This is a genomic window from Bradyrhizobium sp. 521_C7_N1_3 (assembly GCF_052075975.1).
Taxonomy (GTDB): domain Bacteria; phylum Pseudomonadota; class Alphaproteobacteria; order Rhizobiales; family Xanthobacteraceae; genus Bradyrhizobium; species Bradyrhizobium japonicum.
On the sequence record NZ_CP197232.1, the window covers coordinates 8,796,828 to 8,814,509 of the forward strand.

Annotated in this window: 21 protein-coding genes; 7 read left to right on the top strand and 14 right to left on the bottom strand. The window is 60.5% G+C overall.

Going from position 1 to position 17,682, the window contains the following annotated elements:
- Both AB7008_RS41590 and AB7008_RS41595 read left to right on the top strand, forming a co-directional pair.
- Window positions 1–1,113 carry an SAVED domain-containing protein gene (locus tag AB7008_RS41590; protein WP_441260707.1) on the top strand — a complete coding sequence of 371 codons (1,113 nt, stop codon included), beginning with the start codon at window positions 1–3 and terminating at the stop codon, window positions 1,111–1,113.
- Window positions 1,114–1,520: 407 nt separating this feature from the next.
- Window positions 1,521–2,042: a hypothetical protein gene (locus AB7008_RS41595; protein ID WP_441260708.1), complete on the top strand. Its 522-nt coding sequence runs from the start codon at window positions 1,521–1,523 to the stop codon at window positions 2,040–2,042.
- A gap of 408 nt (window positions 2,043–2,450) precedes the next feature.
- Here AB7008_RS41595 and AB7008_RS41600 read toward each other — a convergent pair whose 3' ends face one another.
- The 4 genes from AB7008_RS41600 to AB7008_RS41615 all read right to left on the bottom strand — a co-directional run bounded on the left by AB7008_RS41600 (window position 2,451) and on the right by AB7008_RS41615 (window position 5,633).
- The gene (locus tag AB7008_RS41600; protein ID WP_441260709.1) at window positions 2,451–2,696 is read right to left on the bottom strand and encodes a hypothetical protein; all 246 of its coding nucleotides are present in this window, start codon (window positions 2,694–2,696) and stop codon (window positions 2,451–2,453) included.
- A 12-nt stretch (window positions 2,697–2,708) separates the two neighbouring features.
- A complete protein-coding gene (locus AB7008_RS41605; protein WP_441260710.1) occupies window positions 2,709–3,371 on the bottom strand; it encodes a hypothetical protein in 663 nt (220 codons plus the stop codon).
- 1,088 nt (window positions 3,372–4,459) lie between these two features.
- Window positions 4,460–4,648, bottom strand: a complete 189-nt coding sequence (locus AB7008_RS41610; RefSeq protein WP_152620720.1) for a hypothetical protein — start codon at window positions 4,646–4,648, stop codon at window positions 4,460–4,462.
- A 640-nt stretch (window positions 4,649–5,288) separates the two neighbouring features.
- Window positions 5,289–5,633 (bottom strand): hypothetical protein, encoded by a 345-nt coding sequence (locus AB7008_RS41615; RefSeq protein ID WP_441260711.1) that lies wholly within the window; start codon window positions 5,631–5,633, stop codon window positions 5,289–5,291.
- A 347-nt stretch (window positions 5,634–5,980) separates the two neighbouring features.
- Here AB7008_RS41615 and AB7008_RS41620 point away from each other — a divergent pair, with 347 nt between their 5' ends.
- The 3 genes from AB7008_RS41620 (at window position 5,981) to AB7008_RS41630 (ending at window position 6,944) form a co-directional block, all read left to right on the top strand.
- Window positions 5,981–6,247 (top strand): hypothetical protein, encoded by a 267-nt coding sequence (locus AB7008_RS41620; protein ID WP_441260712.1) that lies wholly within the window; start codon window positions 5,981–5,983, stop codon window positions 6,245–6,247.
- A complete protein-coding gene (locus tag AB7008_RS41625) occupies window positions 6,240–6,536 on the top strand; it encodes a hypothetical protein (protein ID WP_441260713.1) in 297 nt (98 codons plus the stop codon). Before AB7008_RS41620 ends, AB7008_RS41625 begins: the two co-directional genes overlap by 8 nt.
- Window positions 6,537–6,665: 129 nt before the next feature.
- Window positions 6,666–6,944 carry a DUF1488 domain-containing protein gene (locus AB7008_RS41630; protein ID WP_041953063.1) on the top strand — a complete coding sequence of 93 codons (279 nt, stop codon included), beginning with the start codon at window positions 6,666–6,668 and terminating at the stop codon, window positions 6,942–6,944.
- 86 nt (window positions 6,945–7,030) lie between these two features.
- On the opposite strand, the gene AB7008_RS41635 is transcribed toward AB7008_RS41630, so the two are convergent.
- From AB7008_RS41635 to AB7008_RS41675, 9 genes are all read right to left on the bottom strand, one after another.
- Entirely contained in the window at window positions 7,031–7,324 is a 294-nt protein-coding gene (locus tag AB7008_RS41635; RefSeq protein WP_441260714.1) for a hypothetical protein, read from the bottom strand.
- Window positions 7,325–7,326: 2 nt separating this feature from the next.
- A complete protein-coding gene (locus tag AB7008_RS41640; protein ID WP_441260715.1) occupies window positions 7,327–7,824 on the bottom strand; it encodes a hypothetical protein in 498 nt (165 codons plus the stop codon).
- Between the two features lie 25 nt (window positions 7,825–7,849).
- Window positions 7,850–8,263: a hypothetical protein gene (locus AB7008_RS41645; RefSeq protein WP_441260716.1), complete on the bottom strand. Its 414-nt coding sequence runs from the start codon at window positions 8,261–8,263 to the stop codon at window positions 7,850–7,852.
- Window positions 8,264–8,426: 163 nt separating this feature from the next.
- On the bottom strand, window positions 8,427–9,152 hold the full coding sequence (locus AB7008_RS41650; RefSeq protein WP_441260717.1) for a hypothetical protein: 726 nt from the start codon (window positions 9,150–9,152) through the stop codon (window positions 8,427–8,429).
- A gap of 199 nt (window positions 9,153–9,351) precedes the next feature.
- Window positions 9,352–10,797, bottom strand: a complete 1,446-nt coding sequence (locus AB7008_RS41655; RefSeq protein ID WP_441260718.1) for a VapE domain-containing protein — start codon at window positions 10,795–10,797, stop codon at window positions 9,352–9,354.
- A gap of 13 nt (window positions 10,798–10,810) precedes the next feature.
- Window positions 10,811–11,056, bottom strand: coding sequence for a hypothetical protein (locus AB7008_RS41660; protein ID WP_441260719.1), 246 nt, complete (start codon window positions 11,054–11,056; stop codon window positions 10,811–10,813).
- Between the two features lie 68 nt (window positions 11,057–11,124).
- Window positions 11,125–11,721, bottom strand: a complete 597-nt coding sequence (locus AB7008_RS41665) for a hypothetical protein (protein ID WP_441260720.1) — start codon at window positions 11,719–11,721, stop codon at window positions 11,125–11,127.
- The gene (locus AB7008_RS41670) at window positions 11,721–12,923 is read right to left on the bottom strand and encodes a tyrosine-type recombinase/integrase (protein ID WP_441260721.1); all 1,203 of its coding nucleotides are present in this window, start codon (window positions 12,921–12,923) and stop codon (window positions 11,721–11,723) included. Before AB7008_RS41670 ends, AB7008_RS41665 begins: the two co-directional genes overlap by 1 nt.
- 319 nt (window positions 12,924–13,242) lie before the next feature.
- Window positions 13,243–13,632 carry a DUF1330 domain-containing protein gene (locus AB7008_RS41675; protein ID WP_441261281.1) on the bottom strand — a complete coding sequence of 130 codons (390 nt, stop codon included), beginning with the start codon at window positions 13,630–13,632 and terminating at the stop codon, window positions 13,243–13,245.
- 105 nt (window positions 13,633–13,737) lie between these two features.
- On the opposite strand from AB7008_RS41675, the gene AB7008_RS41680 reads away from it, so the two are divergent.
- Together AB7008_RS41680 and AB7008_RS41685 are read left to right on the top strand one after the other, a co-directional pair.
- Window positions 13,738–14,673, top strand: a complete 936-nt coding sequence (locus AB7008_RS41680; RefSeq protein ID WP_441260722.1) for a DMT family transporter — start codon at window positions 13,738–13,740, stop codon at window positions 14,671–14,673.
- 90 nt (window positions 14,674–14,763) lie between these two features.
- Window positions 14,764–15,741, top strand: coding sequence for a Bug family tripartite tricarboxylate transporter substrate binding protein (locus tag AB7008_RS41685; protein WP_441260723.1), 978 nt, complete (start codon window positions 14,764–14,766; stop codon window positions 15,739–15,741).
- Window positions 15,742–15,988: 247 nt separating this feature from the next.
- Here the strand turns inward: AB7008_RS41685 and AB7008_RS41690 are convergent, their stop codons facing one another.
- A complete protein-coding gene (locus tag AB7008_RS41690) occupies window positions 15,989–17,674 on the bottom strand; it encodes a methyl-accepting chemotaxis protein (RefSeq protein ID WP_441260724.1) in 1,686 nt (561 codons plus the stop codon).
- Between the last annotated feature and the right edge of the window lie 8 nt (window positions 17,675–17,682).

The following is a 17,682-nucleotide window of genomic DNA, read 5'->3' on the forward strand; positions in this document are numbered from 1 at the left end:
ATGGTTTCCTATCCAACTCGTATCATCGTTTGGACCCGCTCAGGGGGCCGCTGTAATTTTCCCGGCTGTAACGAGTACCTTCTCGATGACTTCGTTGCGGGCAAGGAGAATAGAAATTATGGCTTGATCGCGCACATCATTGCGGAAACGCCGGGCGGCCCTCGCGGCGATCCTGTTCGCTCGCCCGAACTCGCGGATGATCCAAGCAATCTAATGATGATGTGTTACAAGCATCACAAGACTATTGATGATGAAGAAGACAGCTATCCCGAGCAGCTTCTTCTCGACATGAAGGCAGCGCACGAAGAGCGCGTAAAAATTGCCACCGGGATCACCGAAGATAGAGCAACATATGTCCTTCGTTACGCCGCGAACATCGGAAATCACTCCTCGCCCGTGTCGTTCCCGAAGGTTCGCATCGCAACCTTTCCTGACCGGTACCCTGCTGGCGGCCAGTCAATCGCTATAGAGGTAAAAGGGAGCGTACAAACTGACGCGGCCGATCTATTCTGGAAACTTGAACCAGAAAACCTGCGCCAGCAGTTCGCAACGCTAGTAAAGTCGCGCATCGATTCCGGTGAAATCAATCACCTTTCCGTCTTTGCACTGGCCCCTATTCCCCTGCTGATCGAACTTGGTCGCCTACTGGGCGATATAACGCCGGCCGATGTATATCAGCTGCATCGCGAGCCGGCAGGCTGGCCTTGGGCCAAGACCGGCTCACGCATTTGCTATGAAACGACCACGCCAACAAGAAAGCTGGGTCCGGTCGCTCTAAAGCTCGGTCTCAGCGCCACGATCACCGACGACCGCATTACGTCAGTTCTTGGCGAAGATGCGTCAATTTGGAGCATCCACACCGATGCTCCAGGGAACGATATCATGCGCTATCCCGAAGACCTGGCACAATTCCGCGGCGTTCTGCGACAAATCTATCAAGCGATAAAAGCCGCTCATGGCACGACCGCAGTAATCAACATTTTTCCCGCTATCGCGGTCTCTGCTGCAGTGGAGGTCGGTCGCGTTTGGATGCCCAAGGCTGACTTGCCGCTCACCATTTTCGACGAAGTGCGGGGCCAAGGTTTTGTTCCCCGTCTCAGGATCGGGCACTAACTGATAGGCCGCCCTGGCTCTTTTTGGATGACCTTGATCTCAGCTATCGGCCGCTGTGTATCGGGTTGATCGAGTGCGCAATTCATCCAGCAGGATGCGCATCAAATCGTGAGTAAACAGCCTCCAGGGTCGAGGCGCGTCACTTCTGGTTCAGCTCTGATAGCGGTCTGAGCGATAGCCGATGCACAGTTCAGCTAGGAGAAAGCAGGCGACATTGGTTTGGGCAGCTTAACTTCCTCGCTTATTCTCGTCGGCGCAGGCCAAGAGAGCACTTGAATTTCGAGACCTCAAGCGTGAGGCTAAGGCAGTTCTCGCTTCACACTTTTCGAGTTTGCGACTTGCGCGAAGCTCTTGCGAGAGCAGGTGTCACTCGGAAATTACTGAACTCGATGAAGGAGATATACAGGGTGACAAGAGAGCGCATCGAGATCATATCTATAAGCCTAGAGGTGATCGCGTTCTTCTTCGTGACGACTGACCTCTATGGTGAGCGAAATTTACAAAGGGCGACGGCATCTTTGCGGGATTTTGCAAAGACCTCTTCGAACAGGTTAGCCTGGATCATGCGGGAATTCTTGGGAGGTAGAGAGGACTATCCACTTTTGCTGCCGGGCCTTCTTTACGTGTTTATTATCACGCCCTTGCTCATCGCACTGCTATATTGGGTCTACGCCGATCCGCGAATTGATCAGCAGGTGTCATCGAGCAATCTCTTATGGCTCATACTGATCAGCATGCGCGTCATCGGCCCGCTTTGTGTGCTTGCGTATGGCGTCTATTCAGTCATCTTCACGCTGATCGCGTGGGGCACATTCGGAAGCTGGCTTCTCGAGCGGGTACCTTTTTCCGGCATGCTGCTCGGGATCGGGGCAGTGTTGTTCTTACTTGCGAAGGGTATGGTCTGGTTTCACCTAGTCTTAGGCTCGTAGTCCCGCGAGATGTTACCCTTGAGCTTTGATTTCGCCGTGAGGCGCAACAAAGCCTCCTCAAGCCAACACATCAACCGAATCGGGTGTCAGCGTACAGGCCGCCGTTTCGATAGGCCGGTTTAGATTCCGACCGTCGCGAACGCTTCGCAAGTTAGCCATGTCCGAGCCGGGTCATAACCGGTAAGGCTCGGATCGAGCATAGAGCTTTGCGTCCAAGAGCCGACATCTGGACTTCAACATGTCCGCTAGGAATAAGGGCCCCGACGATGTCTCACGTCGGGGCCCTTCGAGATCATCAGGCCGGTTACGTCCGCCGTGCCATCCGATCGACGATTTCGCCGATTACCGCACGCGATCTGGCGCAGAACGTGACGCGGCTGCGACATCAGCGCGACCACTTGTGTTTGATTACCGCGTTTCGAGCCCAAACCGATCACGCCGCGCGAGAATGACTTTCTGCGACAACTCGTACTTCAACTGACGCGCGATCATCCGCGCCCGCGTAGCCTCAGCGACGCTGCGCTGACCGGCAGAGGGCAACTTGCCCACGATCAGTCGAGCGACGCCCTCGGGCACCTCTTCGGGGCTGCCGAACCAACCGTCGATTCTCTGCAACGTGCGGAAAGGTTCTGCGCCAGGCGGACAGAATTTCAAATCATCCTCCTTCTAGGTGCGAGCGAAGCCGTTGAAGCTGGGTTTGGGCTTCATGGGGCGGTAGTTGAAATGAGGCTCCGTGGGAGCCTGAGCCGGCGCTGCCACGTGCTGATCATCGCCGCGGGGCAGTGTCGCAGGCGCCGTGCCGGCGATCACAGCGTCTGCGTGAGCACGAAGCAGCTTGGCAACCAACTCCAGAGCGGCCGGCACCTCCGCGCGACAAGTTGCCATGAAACGGTCGAGGCCAAGGGCATCATAGACGAGCGGGACGGCGCGCGCGGTGTGCTCGGACAGTCGAACCGCGGTCTGGTTGAACTCCGCACCGACCTCCGTCAGCTTGCCGATCAGGCGATCGATTTCCGCTGCGGTTTCCGCACGCATCTTCTTGTCGGCGGCCTCCTCCTTGGCGCGTTCAAGATCGGCCAACCGCTGGATCATCTCGGCCAATGCGGTCTTGAGGGTAGCGGCGCGATCCTGAGAGGTGCGGAGCGAAGCCTCTGCAGCATCAAGACCCGCATCGTCGCCGCTCAGAGCGCTTTCCTTGGCCGCGGTCGCATGTTGCGCCATTGCTTGTTCGCATTCAGCCAGCTTTGCCGAGAGCCGGTCACGGTTGGCCGTTGCGGCGTCGATATCGCGCTGGATGGTCTTCTCGGGAGTAGGTTTGAAAATGCCCATTTGTTGTTGCCTGTCCTTTCGCGATCACGTTACGCGAAGGAAGGGCCGGGTTGCACGGGACGTTTTCCAACAAAATACAACAACCGCAATGTCCGCTGTTCAGCCGGAGGCAGACCGCCGACGAAACGCTGCGAACGTCCGGGATGGGCCAAGAGGCGACATCGACTAAGATTGCGAACGGAGGGCGCACCTAGTTGCGCGCGCTCCGCGGCACTTAAAGGCGGCCTTATCATCTTCTAGCAATTCGATTGCGCATCGGATCATCGACAAGCTAAGCGCGTCCATTCCCGGTGCTATCAACCTGCGGAACTGTTCAATCTCGTTGTTTATCTGGTCGCACTTTTTGCACATGTGCATCCCACGGCTTGCAGGCGGGAGGAACCAGCTCTCAGTCACCGATAGTAGCCTGGGGATCCGAAAAGGTGATTATGCTTAAAGCTATTCTCCCAGCGGCGTTCCTAGAAAGCCAAAAGGAATCGAGATCAGCAGCTGGACGCCGCGTGCAACGGCTTCCCATCTCACGCAAAAACGCCGCCCGCTTAAATAAAGCGCAGGCGGCGGCTTACCAGCCTGGGAGGGTGAGAGTAAAATCCCGATAAAGGTTGGTCTCCACGTGGCGTGCTGAAGTTCATCACGTCGGACCGGAACGAGGTCCAAATTCAAGTTGGCGGCTGTAGTCCCGGCGAGGTCAACCACTTGTTGATCTCTCCGGCAACATCGATCTGCCGAGCTTTTCGCAGAAGCTCCGTGCGGCGGACACCAGCGGGCATCCCCTTCGCCTGTAGACGGAGGTTGATCGCCTCCTGCGCGAGGCAGTATTCGAATGGCAAGGATTGTCCTGGGGACCGTTGGGCCGGCATGTTTGACGCTCCGCTTGGGGTTGAGCGGGAGCGCATTTTGCGTTCACGCCACCGATAGATGCTGAGGGCCGCTCGGTGGTAGTGAGACAGTGCGCCTTTATATGCCCAATAGCGAGCGCTTTGTTTCGATCCTGGCAGGAACTATCTGCGAGCAGCCTGACGTCACTGGCTGGCTGACTGCTCTCGCTTCAAGCTGGGCGCGATTACTGCTGTCGCTTTGAAGCCGATCTAACTCATCTTGGCCGCCGCGTCATCTCGACGAGCCCTGATCTCGACGCGCGCCATTGCGCTTTCAAAAACAGCGCGCCGGAGTTCCGATCGATTGAGCCGTTGTTCGCCAGTCAGCAGCTGGCGCTCGTCTTGGAGGGATTGGCTGTCAGCGATAGCGCGCATGGCGCGGCTTAGAAGCTCATTCATGGCCGCCCCAGTCTGCTTGCGTGGGAGCGCATCTCCAATAACTTGGGTTAAGTCAAGTGGGGTGACTGTACCACGCATCGGCGCGGGCGACGGCGAGAGCGACACGGTAAAGCCGAGAGCGTTCGCCGCCGCCAAGCGGCCTTGCCACCGTTCGGCAATGACTGTTCCCAGTGCGGTGGATGCCAGGGGGGCATCCCGTTGCAACTGGCCCCGGGTTTCGCAGCTCGCTAGATCACTCGTCGCCCCCGATCGGCAGCCATGAAACTCAGCAACCACGGCAAATATTTTTTAGCTTCGCTGAGGTGCGGGCTTCTTCCGCAAGGAAAGGGTCCTTTTCGACCGACGATGAGTCGGCACTGGTCCCGGAGGGCTTCCTCGCTTTTGGAGGAAAGGCTGCGTCGTAACAGGAGAGGCGCGCGCTGGTGCTTTCGATTGAACGGCAGTTCGGCTCCGCCGCGAAAGCCGCCGGTGCTGCACCGAACACTGATGCAAGGAAAAGCGCGGCCTTCCATGTACCTGTTCTAGCCATTGTCATGCTGAACGTCCTTTCTATTTAATTCCTCCTCGAGAGGGTTTGCCGGGCCATGTTCCGAAAGGGGGCTAGGACCACTACACTCCATTGCCCGGTGTCAGGTCCCTGCTACTTCTTCTTTGCGGGCCCGAAATCCGGCTGCCAAACGGCTTCCTTGCGGCTCGGCGCCGCCGCGATCACCTTGGCCTTTTCCTTCTTCGGCTTCTTGGCTTCGCGATTACCACGTTGCTGGCCCTTCGCCATGTCGCTCTCCTTTGGTGGTTTGAGTTCGTCGAGCTCAGTCGACTCCAGCACCCGTCCGCGCGGGGGGCAGACCCTGACGTCCATGTAACCTTCGCGCAGCAGCTTCCGTGCGAGCCGCAGCGCGACTGTCGCACTGCCGCGGCCGAGATTGGAGCTCCCGTATTCGTTGGTCCCACTGACCAGATACGGCACCCGGGATCCTCTAGCCATTGAGGATGGCGGCTCCGCACACGAGAAGCAGTAAAAACAACGGAACGATCACCGGCGGCACGATCCATTCGGAGATGCGAACACGCGACATCGAATGCTCCTGCGGGGCCTTCGGCGGGAGCACACATGACCCTCAGTCACCGGTCGAAGCCGTTGAGATGTGCGGTGATGGCAGCGAGCCTAAGCCCGTGCCGAGCCAATAGCGAGCGGTAAATGCCGGCGATGGCTCCGGTGTGACATCTTCGTTTGCCGGCGGGGCCCGATAGTACTGGCTATTGCGGCGCGAAGGGCGCATGGTCGCGACCGCCAGCATCGGTTGGGGCTTCACTTGCGAAAGGCAGGCGTGCATGACCATCCGCTCGCGGCGAGAAACCGTCCACTTTAAGCGTCCGTTCCGCATCCGCGGCATCGAGCGCCTGTTGCCGGCCGGCGCCTACGAGGTCGTCACGGACGAGGAGACGATCGAGGGCCTGACCTTCTCGGCCCATCGCCGCGTTGCCACGATGATCACCGTGCCCGCCGAAGGTGCGTGCGGCGTCACGGAGATGTTGTCGATCGGCTCGGTCGATCTTGCGAACGCGCAAGCCGCGGACGCGAGCGACGCCAATGCCTGACCACACGGTCGATCTCGACAAGCATCGCGGCATGGCGGCGCAGAAGGCCACCGACCTCCGCCGCGCGCTGGCCGAGGTCGAAAGCCATGTCCGCGAGTTGCGCGAGCGCGAGGCCGATCTCGAAAATCGCATGTTGACGGTGCCCGCCGCGTCTTGGCTGGAGGCGGCGGTGAAGGCGCGCCATCTGCTCAACCTCTATGCTGCAAGTCTGCCTGCCGAGGATACGCGCCATCGCGCGCTGGTGGCAGCACTATTCGACGATTTCGCCCGGCTGTCGGGGGACGGCTGAGGCGAACGATGACCGCCTGCATTTCGCTGCACATGCCATGCTCGGCGCAACCGCGAGGGCGGGCGGCCCGCCGCGGGCGATGATTGGAGGCACGATCGGCCGGATAGCCATCACGTAGCGGAGCAAGCCATGACGTTGACCAGCGGCCACTTTATCAGCCACGAATACGACCGGATGATCGTTCGGTTCTCGATGCATGACGGTGGCAGGGAGGTTCCTTGCGCAATCTCCACCTCCGCGATGGATTATCTCGAGCGCGGCCAGCAAGTCAGGCCCGAGCAGCGGGAAGCCCAGTTCACCCGCCTAAGGGATCGCATCGAAGCGCAAGCGGCCAGCAAATATCGCGCGACAGAGTTCGAAGGCACGCCGCCGGGCATCGTGCTGCGAGGCATCGATTTCAGCGCATAGCAACATGCTCGGTAACTGCATCCTCTATTCCGCTCGTGCCTTGACCTCCGGCAAGGGCGGCTTGCGCTCCTCTTGGAGCAAAACCTCTATCCTTGAGCCTCGCCGAAGAGCCGCACCTGGCGCGCCCTCAGGCTCCTCAGGCATATCATCCAACGCCCGCCCTCGCGGTGGGCATCGATCAACCCGCGCTCTGCCCACACCCGGACGGTCTCGTAGTTCAAGCCACAGATCGATGCCGCCCGCTTCAAGGGCGTCCACTGCGGCGGCGGCTGTTCGAGTTCCGCTACGCGCGCCCGCAGTTCTTCGATCGTCTGCTTCAACGAAGTGACAACATCCTCATCGTCAGCGACGTCGCCCGATTCTCGCGTACCGACATCCATGGTCAGGCGCCTCCAATCGAACGCGCAGGGCCGCCGACAATGGTGTCGAGAATCTGCCAGCACTCATCCTGCGTCCATTCACACGGGCGCTCGAAGCAGCGCATCGCGACCCGGAGGTGCTGGTCACAGCGAAGGGCGGCACGAAGATCGTCTTCGCGGCTCGCGCGAGCGTCGGAACGCATAGCGCTGTCCAGTTCGACCAAGAGGCCCATAAGCCGACGAGCCGCCAGCCGACGAATCTTCAGATCAGTGATCGAGAGAAGGGCTGCGCAGCCTTCGTCAAATTCGCTGAAAGCAACATCCAAGCGGCTTTGATCGGCGGCCCGGGACGCGCCGTTGCGACCGAGATGCCGATCGACGGCGTCGATAATCGACTTCATCCGCCAACGTGGCTGCTTCTTCTGGTATCCATCAGGCGCTACCTGTCGCAACGCACGACGGACGGTTTGGCGATCAAGCTCCAGCATGTCGGCGGCGCCGAATGCCGAGATCAATTTCATTGATGTTCACTCCATTTGATAAAAGCTACAGGATCTCGAACCCGTCACAGGCAAACAGGAATTCAATGAACCGCTGCACTTCGCTGACGAGTTCATTGACGAACCGGCGTTCGTGTTCGTGCTTCGGGAGCTCGCGGGGAGGAAAGTCGCTCTGATCGAATTGCACGAAATCCGGCACCGAGCGTTCCTTGCAGAGCACGCCAAAGAGCTGTCGCGCATAGTCATCGATGCGGCCGTCATCCACAGACCGTTGCAGTTCGGCACCAAGCTTGTGCGCCTGATCGGCGTTCAGTCCGTCCCCGTTGTTTGTGTACCAATAGCGGCATGCCGCCGTAACGCTTGGCGCAATGTAGCGGGAGTAATCTGCAAGCGTGACCCACCAATATTTTCCCACGGGAAACTGGTCGTTGCTGGCACTGTTCACGATGTCAAAGCCCATCTGCTTGTTCCGTCACTGTCATTGATGTCTCCGATAATGCGTTGTTGTTGGTCTTGGTGATTTCACGCCCTAGCCATGCCGGGCGCGGGGGCGCTACCCGCCCGAGGCCACCGGCCGGGAAGGACCCGCGCGGAATTGCCGGCAGCGGAGCGCCCTGCGGCATTCAAACGAACGCCTTCACCGCCTTTTTGTGCTTCCCCGCCATCAGCACCGCCTCAAGATGGTCCCGGTCCAGACACTCCCTCGATACGACCTTGAACCGGTCAGCAACGATCTCCTGCTCGTTGCGATCATTCTTAAACGCATGCACGTCGCGCTTCTTGACAGTCGCGGTGAGCAACCACCCCTCACCGCAGTATCGCCACTTGCCGGCAAACCATTCCGCAGTCTCGCGGACCAGAGACCACGACATTCCACGCGCATTTCTCTTCGGCTGACCCCGATAGACGGTGATGACGTCCGGCAGAGCATCGAATTGCTGCCATTCGATCTCGTCCATCGCGGCGGGCTTCATTGCACGCTCACTGTTCCAGAGCGATTTCCAGATGGGCCGCGACTGCCAGATATTGCCACTGTCCGTCCAGACGTCTGCAAGCAGCGCCCAATACTGGTGATCATCCAACTCCCGATAGACCGCCAGAAATGCTTCGAGCCGGTAAGGACGCTCATGGGTGTAGATGAAGGTGCGCCAGTCCCGCGTTCCACGGGCGGTCTCCAGCCAATCACGCTTTTGCTGATAGGTCTCGTTGTACCAGACGACTTGATCGGAATTCAGACAGAGGCAGATCACTAAAGGATGGTGCAAATGCCCTGTTCTGCGAAAGCTGGAGCGCAGCTCCGGCAGGAGTAGGTTGCGTACCGCGTGGTATTCGTCGTCGATCAGTTTCATTCTCTTAACCCATGACAGATGACAGATGTGACAGGGCTTGCTCAGTCAAGCGCCCTACCTCGATGCGTTCCAACTCCCCGACAGGGGCTGCCAGCGCAGCCAATGCACCACTGCACCACCTTGCACCGGCTTCTCCCCTCTCGCTCTAAACTCCTATGGCGTTTCAACCTCCTACCTGTTTCTAGGAAACCGACTGGTGTTACTGGTTCAGTGGTGATTGCGCCTGTGGCATAGCGGTTTCCTTGATCACCACTGCGTCGCTGGCTCCTGGTGCAGCGCGCTTGAGAGTGGTGACGTTGCTGTCCGGCTCGGTCTCCGCGACCTTCTTCGCCGCCTCGATCTCCGCTTGGCGGGCATCCTGCTTGGCTTCTTCATCAGTAGGTGGTCGCGCGTACATCCACAGGCGCTTAGTCTCCTCCTTGCCCTGCACCATGACCTTGATGCTGACTTGCTTGCGCTCCCAACCCAGCCGCTTCAGGCACCGGGCGACCCGGTTCATGGCCGCCTGGTCCCACTTCGCTTCGTCGAGTTCGATAGCGTTTCGGAACACAAGTTCGATGGTGATCCGGTAGGCCGGATTGCTGGACGGCTGATGCAGCCGGCTGTCGAGATAATCGGCAATCAACCGCTCCCACGGATCGGCCTGATAACGGGCTTCCTGCTCGTCCTTAGCAATGGCGGCAGCAACGATCCCGCTCTTGGTCTCGTTCGTGAACCACCACGGCACACCCTCTTCATAGAGAATGCGAGCCTCCGCCCACAGCAGATCCCGATCGCGCTGCAAGGCCTCGACATCAATCCTGATCACCTTAGCGGGCAAGAACCGGCGCGCGCCGGTCGCGTCCTTGAGATAGCCGCTCTCGTTGGTCGATCCAATGAAGATGCAGCTGCGCGGGCGCTCGACCACACGCCGACCGTAAGACGGGCGAAAGCGGTCAACCCGACGTGAGATAAATGCTTTGACTTTGGAGACCTCAGGCTTGCTCATAGCATCGAGTTCGCCAAGCTCGACGCACCAGACGCCGCCCACCTGCATCGCGGCATCCTTGCTGCCAAGTTCGCTGATGTCGTCCGTGAACCACGGATCGAACAATTCCTTGATGGCCGTGGATTTCTTCAGGCCCTGTTCGCTCTCCAAGATCGTCACTGTATCGACTTTGCAGCCGGGATCGTAGATCCGCGCAACCGCACTGATCATCATGTTGCGACCGACCAGCTTCGTGTACTCAGTCTGCTCCGAACCGAAATAGGTCGAGAGCATCCTATCGAGCCGAAACGTGCCGTCATGTTCGAGGTTGTCGAGATAGTCCTGCACCGGATGGAAGCTGCGATCACGGGCCACCAGTTCGACGGCTTGTGCAGTCACAGCCGGCGACACGGCGATGGCCTCCACGGTCTGCAACCAATGCGTGGCTGCTAGATCGTCCTGCTCGGTCCACGGGCGCGGTTGGAAATTCGCAGCATCGATGAACGGCTGCCACGGCGGCACGTCCATCAGCATCGTCTGATGCGCGAATACGTCGAACGCCAGTGCACCTTGCCAGTATTGTGCGCCGCGCAGCGCGAGCACTGCATTGGCGAACAGCGGCTTGGGGAGGTCGTTCTTCGCGCGGATCAAGTCAACGCGCCATCCGGTTTTGTCCATGATGGCCTCGCGACTACTTCTCGCGCTCGCGACGCCAGTCTTTGGCGGCTTCGATGCTGATCGTGATCTTGCGCATGGCGCGCATCTCGCGCGGACCGAGGCCGGCGGCGCGAATTTTGTAGTACATCGCTTCCGAGAGACGATGCGCCTCGCAGAATTCCTTGATCGTGAAGGCGGCGCGCGGTTCGCGGCCGCTCACATCGGCAAGAGTGATCTTCGACTGGCCGAGGCCGTTGTTGCTCTCCGCTTTCTTGGACAATGTCGCTCTCCATGCGTTGCTATGGAGAGCAGTAGGTCACGTCTATCGAAGGCCCTGGTATTCGTATTTCAGGGGCCAGTTTTCTGGTTCAAAAGCGGCACGTACCCAAATTTCCTATATGCCTCAATAGATTGGGCGGCTCCGGATGGCCCCGGAGCTTTCCCCGTGACCGCCAGCACGGTATGATTTAGAAAATCGATCAATGGACCGTACGGCCTGTTCTCTACTCGGGTTTTCGAGAATGCGAGGTCGCCTACTTCTTCATCCCATATACGGATGAGAGCGCTAGTTAGCTGGTTGCGGAATTGATTCCAGTTGCCCGACGGCATAATCGCAACAAGGTTTTCATTGAGCACCAGCGCAACCTGCAAGCTTTCCTCCGTGCCATGCAGCCCGGGGTCAGGTAGAATTTCTTGAACTGATGGCGGAAGTCTCGCCAGCTGTTCTTGGAGCTTGTGGATTAGGTCTAGGGCGTTGCCGATCTCTTGCCTCGCCTCAAATGGTGGCCCGAAACCGGCTGATGCAATAGCGCCCGGGGCATCGGCGTATCGCCTGCCGGCCTCGTCAATTCTTTGCCGCAGCCTTAGCCAGTTGACTTCATCGGACGGATCGGCGCACGCCGCGCGGATGGCCGTCCATTGCTCATCGGTGAGTTCTTTGAACATTACGCTGCTTGCCGCGAAATTGCGACAACGGGAGCAGAAGAAGGAGGTTCCACAAGCTCAATCAACGATGCCCGCGTGAGTGCATCGCTAGGATCGCCGATGATATACCGGCTGTAATTCCGTTCAATCATTGCGACTGAAGTGTCGTGATGTGCGGCGACGATCCGCACAGGCACGTTGTTGCGCAATTGTCGAACAATGGATGAATGGCGCAGCGCATAAGGCGTCACCTCTGGACCAAGTCCGAGACGTTCGACGATCGGATGGAAGCGTGCGGCCAAATTCCACATCTTGTCAAACAGGGGCGCATGCGCGTCACGATCAGAAGCCTGTTGCCGAAGTGCGGTAGCCAAACGCTTGGAGATTGCCAGCGGCCGATGTTCCACTTTCCGGCTCTTACCCTTCTTGCTGGTAGGCATGAACAGACGCGGTGTCGTTGGATTGCTGTCTTGCAAGTCGTCCGGAGTCAGCCTGAGGACTTGGCTTTCGCGCGCGCCGGTCTCAGCCAATACGGCAATCAGTAGACCGAGGTTGCGATCCTCATCATATGAACCGCTGACCAATGATGCGACCGTGCGATCGGGCAGGATGACGTTACGCGCGACATCGCTGTCGGGTAGCTTTTTGAGGCCGTCTTTCCAAGCGGCGGCGTTCGCAATCCACTTGTCATTGCGGGCAGCCAAAGCCAACGCCGCCTTCAGCGAGCGCCCGATACGATCGGCAGAGGACGGCTTCAGTCCTTGCTTTACCAGACCAGCCCGCCAGTCTCGCAGTTCGCGCTCCGTCAGCAGGGGCACCGCCTTGTTCTTGATAGCGTCGTTCAGATGCAGCCGCAGTTGGGTGGCGTTATACTTGCGTCCGCCGCGTGATTCGAGATCGGTCTCATATGCATCGATGGCTTCGGCTACGCTGAGAGGCTGCTCGGTGTTGGTCTCACCAGCACGTGCCAGTGTCTTGGCTTTCTCCAGCGCCTGCCAATACGTCATCACGCTTTCGCCATTGGCTTCTTCGTGGTCGTCGGCAAGCCCGAACCGCTTCAGCCAACCGTTGCACTTCACCGACCACGTGCCCGGGCCAGCGTTGCGGCGATAGGCGAGAAATATGCCTGGCGCAATGAGCGCAGTGTATGGCTTCTTGCGAGATGCGAGCTTCAAACGCGCAGTACGATTTTCCAGAAATGCAGAACGAGTGCGGCGTGCCATTGCTTCCCTCAGTGTCCCTCAAAATGTCCCCGGCATGGGGATGGAGAGGCATGGGGCGCATTGTAGCAAAATGGATATTACCTAAGCAAATACAATTGCTTAAGGTAAGGTTCATGGGCTCCAATAGAGCGCTATGGAGGTCGATTTCTCCCCTTGTGGGAGAAGGTGGCGCGAAGCGCCGGATGAGGGGTTGCTTCCGCAGACTCAAATCGAGAGGCGGGCTCGCGGAAAGAGACCCCTCACCCGTCTCGCCGCTACGCGGCGAGCCACCCTCTCCCACAAGGGGAGAGGGGAAGAGCGTGCGCTCGACAGACGGCAACTACTTCGTCCCGAACTTGCTGTAGGCCTCGCGCGTCGCGATGATCACGTGCTCGGCGCAGCCGTTGACGCGATGCGGGTCGGCCTGCGTCTCGTAAGCCTCGGACGTCATCATGTCGATGAAAGCCGCAACCGTCGGGTAATAGACCAGCGCGACGAAATCCCAGTCGTTGCCATCCTGCGGGCCGAGCGCGAGCGCCTTCGCTTCGCCGGTCCAGAGCAGCGTGCCGCCGCGTGCCCTGATCATGGGTACCGTGATCGCACTGTAACGAAGATAGGCGTCCCAGCCCGAACCGTCGCCATCGCGCGAGTGCGCGTGAAAGCGCATCAGGTTCAGCATCACCACGGGCGCATTTGCATCGAGCCGCTCCAGGCCCTCGATGTTCAACATATTAACCGCCAATGACACCTCCTCAAGCCATGCCTGCATTGTAGCCTTGCGGCCGCGAGACTTGTGTCACAACAAGAATCCGGCGCAAGGTCGCATCCAACGCCAATGACGATCGCTTCGCCCGCGCCAAAGGCCTCGAATCCGGCCAGTTGGCTCAACAACCAGCCTTACCTGCTGCTCAGCCTGAGCTCGTTGTTCTGGGCCGGCAACATCGTGCTCGCGCGCCATGTCGGTGCGCATGTGCCGCCGCTGACGGTGACCACGATCCGCTGGTTCGGCGTATTCCTGATCCTGTTGCCGTTCGCCTGGCCGCATCTGAAGCGCGACTGGCCGAATTTGCGCAAGAGCCTGCCGCTGATGCTGTTCCTGTCGCTGGTCGGCTTTGCCTTCAACAACGCGATCTCGTACTGGGCGATGCAATACACGGAGGCGCTGAACGCGCTGCTGATCCAGTCGGCCGGACCGCTGTTCGTGGCGCTGTGGTCGCTGGTGCTGTTCGGGGTGCGGCTGACGGGTGCGCAGCTCGCCGGCATCGCGATCTCGCTTCTCGGCGTGCTGATCATCATCCTGCGCGGCGATCTCGCCGCGCTCGCCAGCATCAGCTTCAACAGGGGCGACATCATGTTCGCCTCTTCGCTCGTGGCGTTCGGGCTCTACTCCGCCTTCATCCCGCGGCGGCCGAAGATCCACCAGCTCTCCTTTCTCTCCTTCACCACCTGCTGCGGCGCGACGATGCTGCTGCCCGCCGCGATCTGGGAAGCCCTAAGCGGCCGTGTCCTGCAACTCGACGGGGTGACGCTGGCGACGCTGGGTTACATCCTGATCTTTCCATCGACGCTGGCCTATCTCTTCTTCAACCGCGGCGTGGCGCTGATCGGCCCGAACCGCGCAGCGCCGTTCTTCCATCTGGTCCCGGTGTTCGGCTCGGCGATGGCGATCGTCCTGCTCGGCGAAAAACTCCAGCCGTTCCATTTGATCGGCTACGCGCTCGTGCTCGCCGGCGTCGTGTTCGCGTCGCGCCAGGGTTCTGCGGTGAAATAATTCCGCGCGGTGGGCGGCAAACTCCCGTCTTCCGATTTTTGCGAAGAGAAGCTAGGTTCCCCGCCAACGAAAAAGAGGGAACGTCCAGACATGCTGTCATCACTGATCCGCGCTCTGCGCGCTGCCGGCGCAGCCGCACTTTGTCTCGCCGCCGCATCCGCCGCGCAGGCCGACAATTATCCGAGCCGCAACATCACGCTGGTGCTGCCGTTCGCGGCCGGCAGCGGCACCGACACCACGACGCGGCTGATCTCGCAGCATTTGTCGCAGGCGCTCGGCGTCGGCATCGTGATCGAGAACAAGGCGGGCGCCAACGGCATGATCGCCGCGACCTATGTCGCGCGCGCCGCCCCCGACGGCTACACGCTGCTGGTGACGACCAACACCACGCATTCGGCCAATCCCTACCTGCTCAAGAGCCTGACCTACGACCCCGTCAAGGACTTCACCCCGATCGCACGGACCGGCGACCTGCCCTTCATGCTGGTGATTCACCCGGAGGTGCCGGCCAAGACCGTCGGCGAGCTCGTCGCCTACGGCAAGGCCAATCCGGGCAAGCTGAGCTACGCGTCGGGCTCGTCCTCGGCGATCGTGTCGGGTGCGACCTTTGCGCACAATGCCGGGCTCGACCTCCTGCACGTGCCCTACAAGAGCTCGCCGCCGGCGCTGAACGACGTCATGGGTGGCCGCGTCTCGATGATGTTCGTCGACATCCTGACCGGCCTGCCCCACGTCAACGGCAACGCACTGCGCGCGCTCGCCGTGACCACCAAGGACCGCTCGCCGCTGGTGCCGAACCTGCCCTCGATGCAGGAGGCCGGCGTGCCGGATTTCGACATCTCGTCGTGGCAAGGCTATTTCGGCCCCGCCGGCATGCCCAAGGAGATCGTGACCAGACTTAACGCCGAGATCAGGAAGATCGTCGAGAAGCCGGAGATCAAGGCCCAGCTCGCCACGCTCGGCATGGACGCATTCTCCGGCACACCGGAGCAGCTCGGCACGTTCGTGAACGAGCAGCTGGTGCTGTGGGAAAAGCTGATCACGAACGCGAAGATCGAGAAGCAGTAGAGTCTCGTGTCCCGGGCGCGCTGCAGCGTGAAACGCTGCTGTGCAGAGCCGGGACCCAGCGTGCGGCCAGCATGGGCCCCGGTTCAGCAGCGCACCACTGCGTGCTGCGCCGCGCCCGGGGCACGAGACCGGTAGGGTGGGCCAAGCGAAGCGTGCCCACCATCCATCACCACGGGCTCAAAAAAAGAAAAGGTGGGCACGGCGCTTGCGCGCCTTTGCCCACCCTACGAATTCCCTGCGTTCGGCTTTACGCCGCGCGCACCTTGGCGAGGAAGCCGTCGACGGCGCTGCGCAGCGCGCCGGACTGGCTGTCCAGCTCGCGGGCGTTGGTGAGCACGTCGGTGGCGGCAGTGCCGGTCGCTTCCGCGGCCGAGGTGACACTGCCGATATTGGCGTTGATCTCGTTCGAGCCGGCCGCGACTGACTGGATGTTGCGGGCGATCTCGCGGGTGGCTTCGCCCTGCTGCTCGATCGAGGCCGAGATGCCGGCGGTGATCTCGCTCATCTCGGCGATGGTCTGGGTGATGCCGGAGATCGCGGTGACCGCGTCGCTGGTCGAGGTCTGCATCGCCGCCACTTGCGCGGAGATTTCCTCGGTCGCCTTCGCGGTCTGGTTCGCCAGCGCCTTGACCTCGGAGGCCACCACCGCGAAGCCGCGGCCGGACTCGCCGGCGCGCGCCGCTTCGATGGTGGCGTTGAGCGCGAGCAGGTTGGTCTGCGCCGCAATCGAGTGGATCAGCTTGACGACCTCGCCGATCTTCTCGGCACCGGTCGAGAGCACCTGCACGGTGGCGTTGGTGCGCTCGGCATCGCTGACGGCCCGGCTCGCGACTTCGGTCGACCGCGTGACCTGGCGGGAGATTTCCGCAACCGAGCTCGACAATTCTTCGGCGGCTGCGGCGACCGTGCCGACATTACCGGAGGCTTTTTGCGAGGCGGCGCCGACCGTCGCCGCACGCGACGAGGCGTCGCTGGCCGTCGCAGTCATCGACTGCGCCGTGCTCTGCATGCCGGCAGCAGCCGAGGAGACCGAGCGGACGATGCCGTTGACGCTGCGTTCGAAATCGCTGGCGATGCCCTCCATCGCGCTGCGACGTTCCGCCGCGGCACGCTCCTTGGCGTCGGCCTCGGTCTTCTCGAGGTCGCGGATGCGGACCGCGTTGTCCTTGAAGATCTGGACGGTCGAGGCCATCGCGCCGACCTCGTCGCCGCGGCCGACGCCGGGGATGTCGCCCTCGAGCTTGCCGTCGGCGAGATCCTTCATACGGGTGCCGAGCAGCGCCAGCGGACGGCTGATGCTGCGGCCGAGCAGCCAAGCGACGCTGCCGGCGACAATGACGATGCCGAGCATGGCGAGGCCGAGCAGCCAGTAGACCGGGCCCATCTTGGCGTCGATGTCGTCGAGATAGGCGCCGGTGCCGAGATACATGTCGAAGCCGGGGACCGCGACCGCATAGCCGATCTTGCGGATCGGCGTTTCCTGGCCGGGCTTCACATATTCATAATAGAGCAGGATCGAGCCGTTGGCCTTGACACCGTTCATCAGCTCGACGGACAGCTTGCGGCCGTTGGTCACGACGTCCATGCGGTTGGTACCGATCTGCTTCGGATCGGGCGCGAGCTGGGTGATGCCGTCATAGGACGTGCCGAACAGATAGCCCGAGCCGTTGTCATAGGTCATCGCGTTGCCGTAGCGGCGAAGGTCGGCCGTAGCCGCATCCTTCGTCAGCTCGCCGGCATCGACGCGTTTCTTCAGCGCCGCAGCGTAGTTGCGACCCAGGTCGACGATCGATTTGGCCTGATCGATGCGCGCATTCACCATCTCGCGCTTCATCAGATAGCCGGCGAGAACACCGGAGACGCAAAGGCCGAACAGGGTGACGCCGACGAGGATACCGAGCTTCGGGGCGATCTTCAGATTGCTCAACTTCACGGGACAGC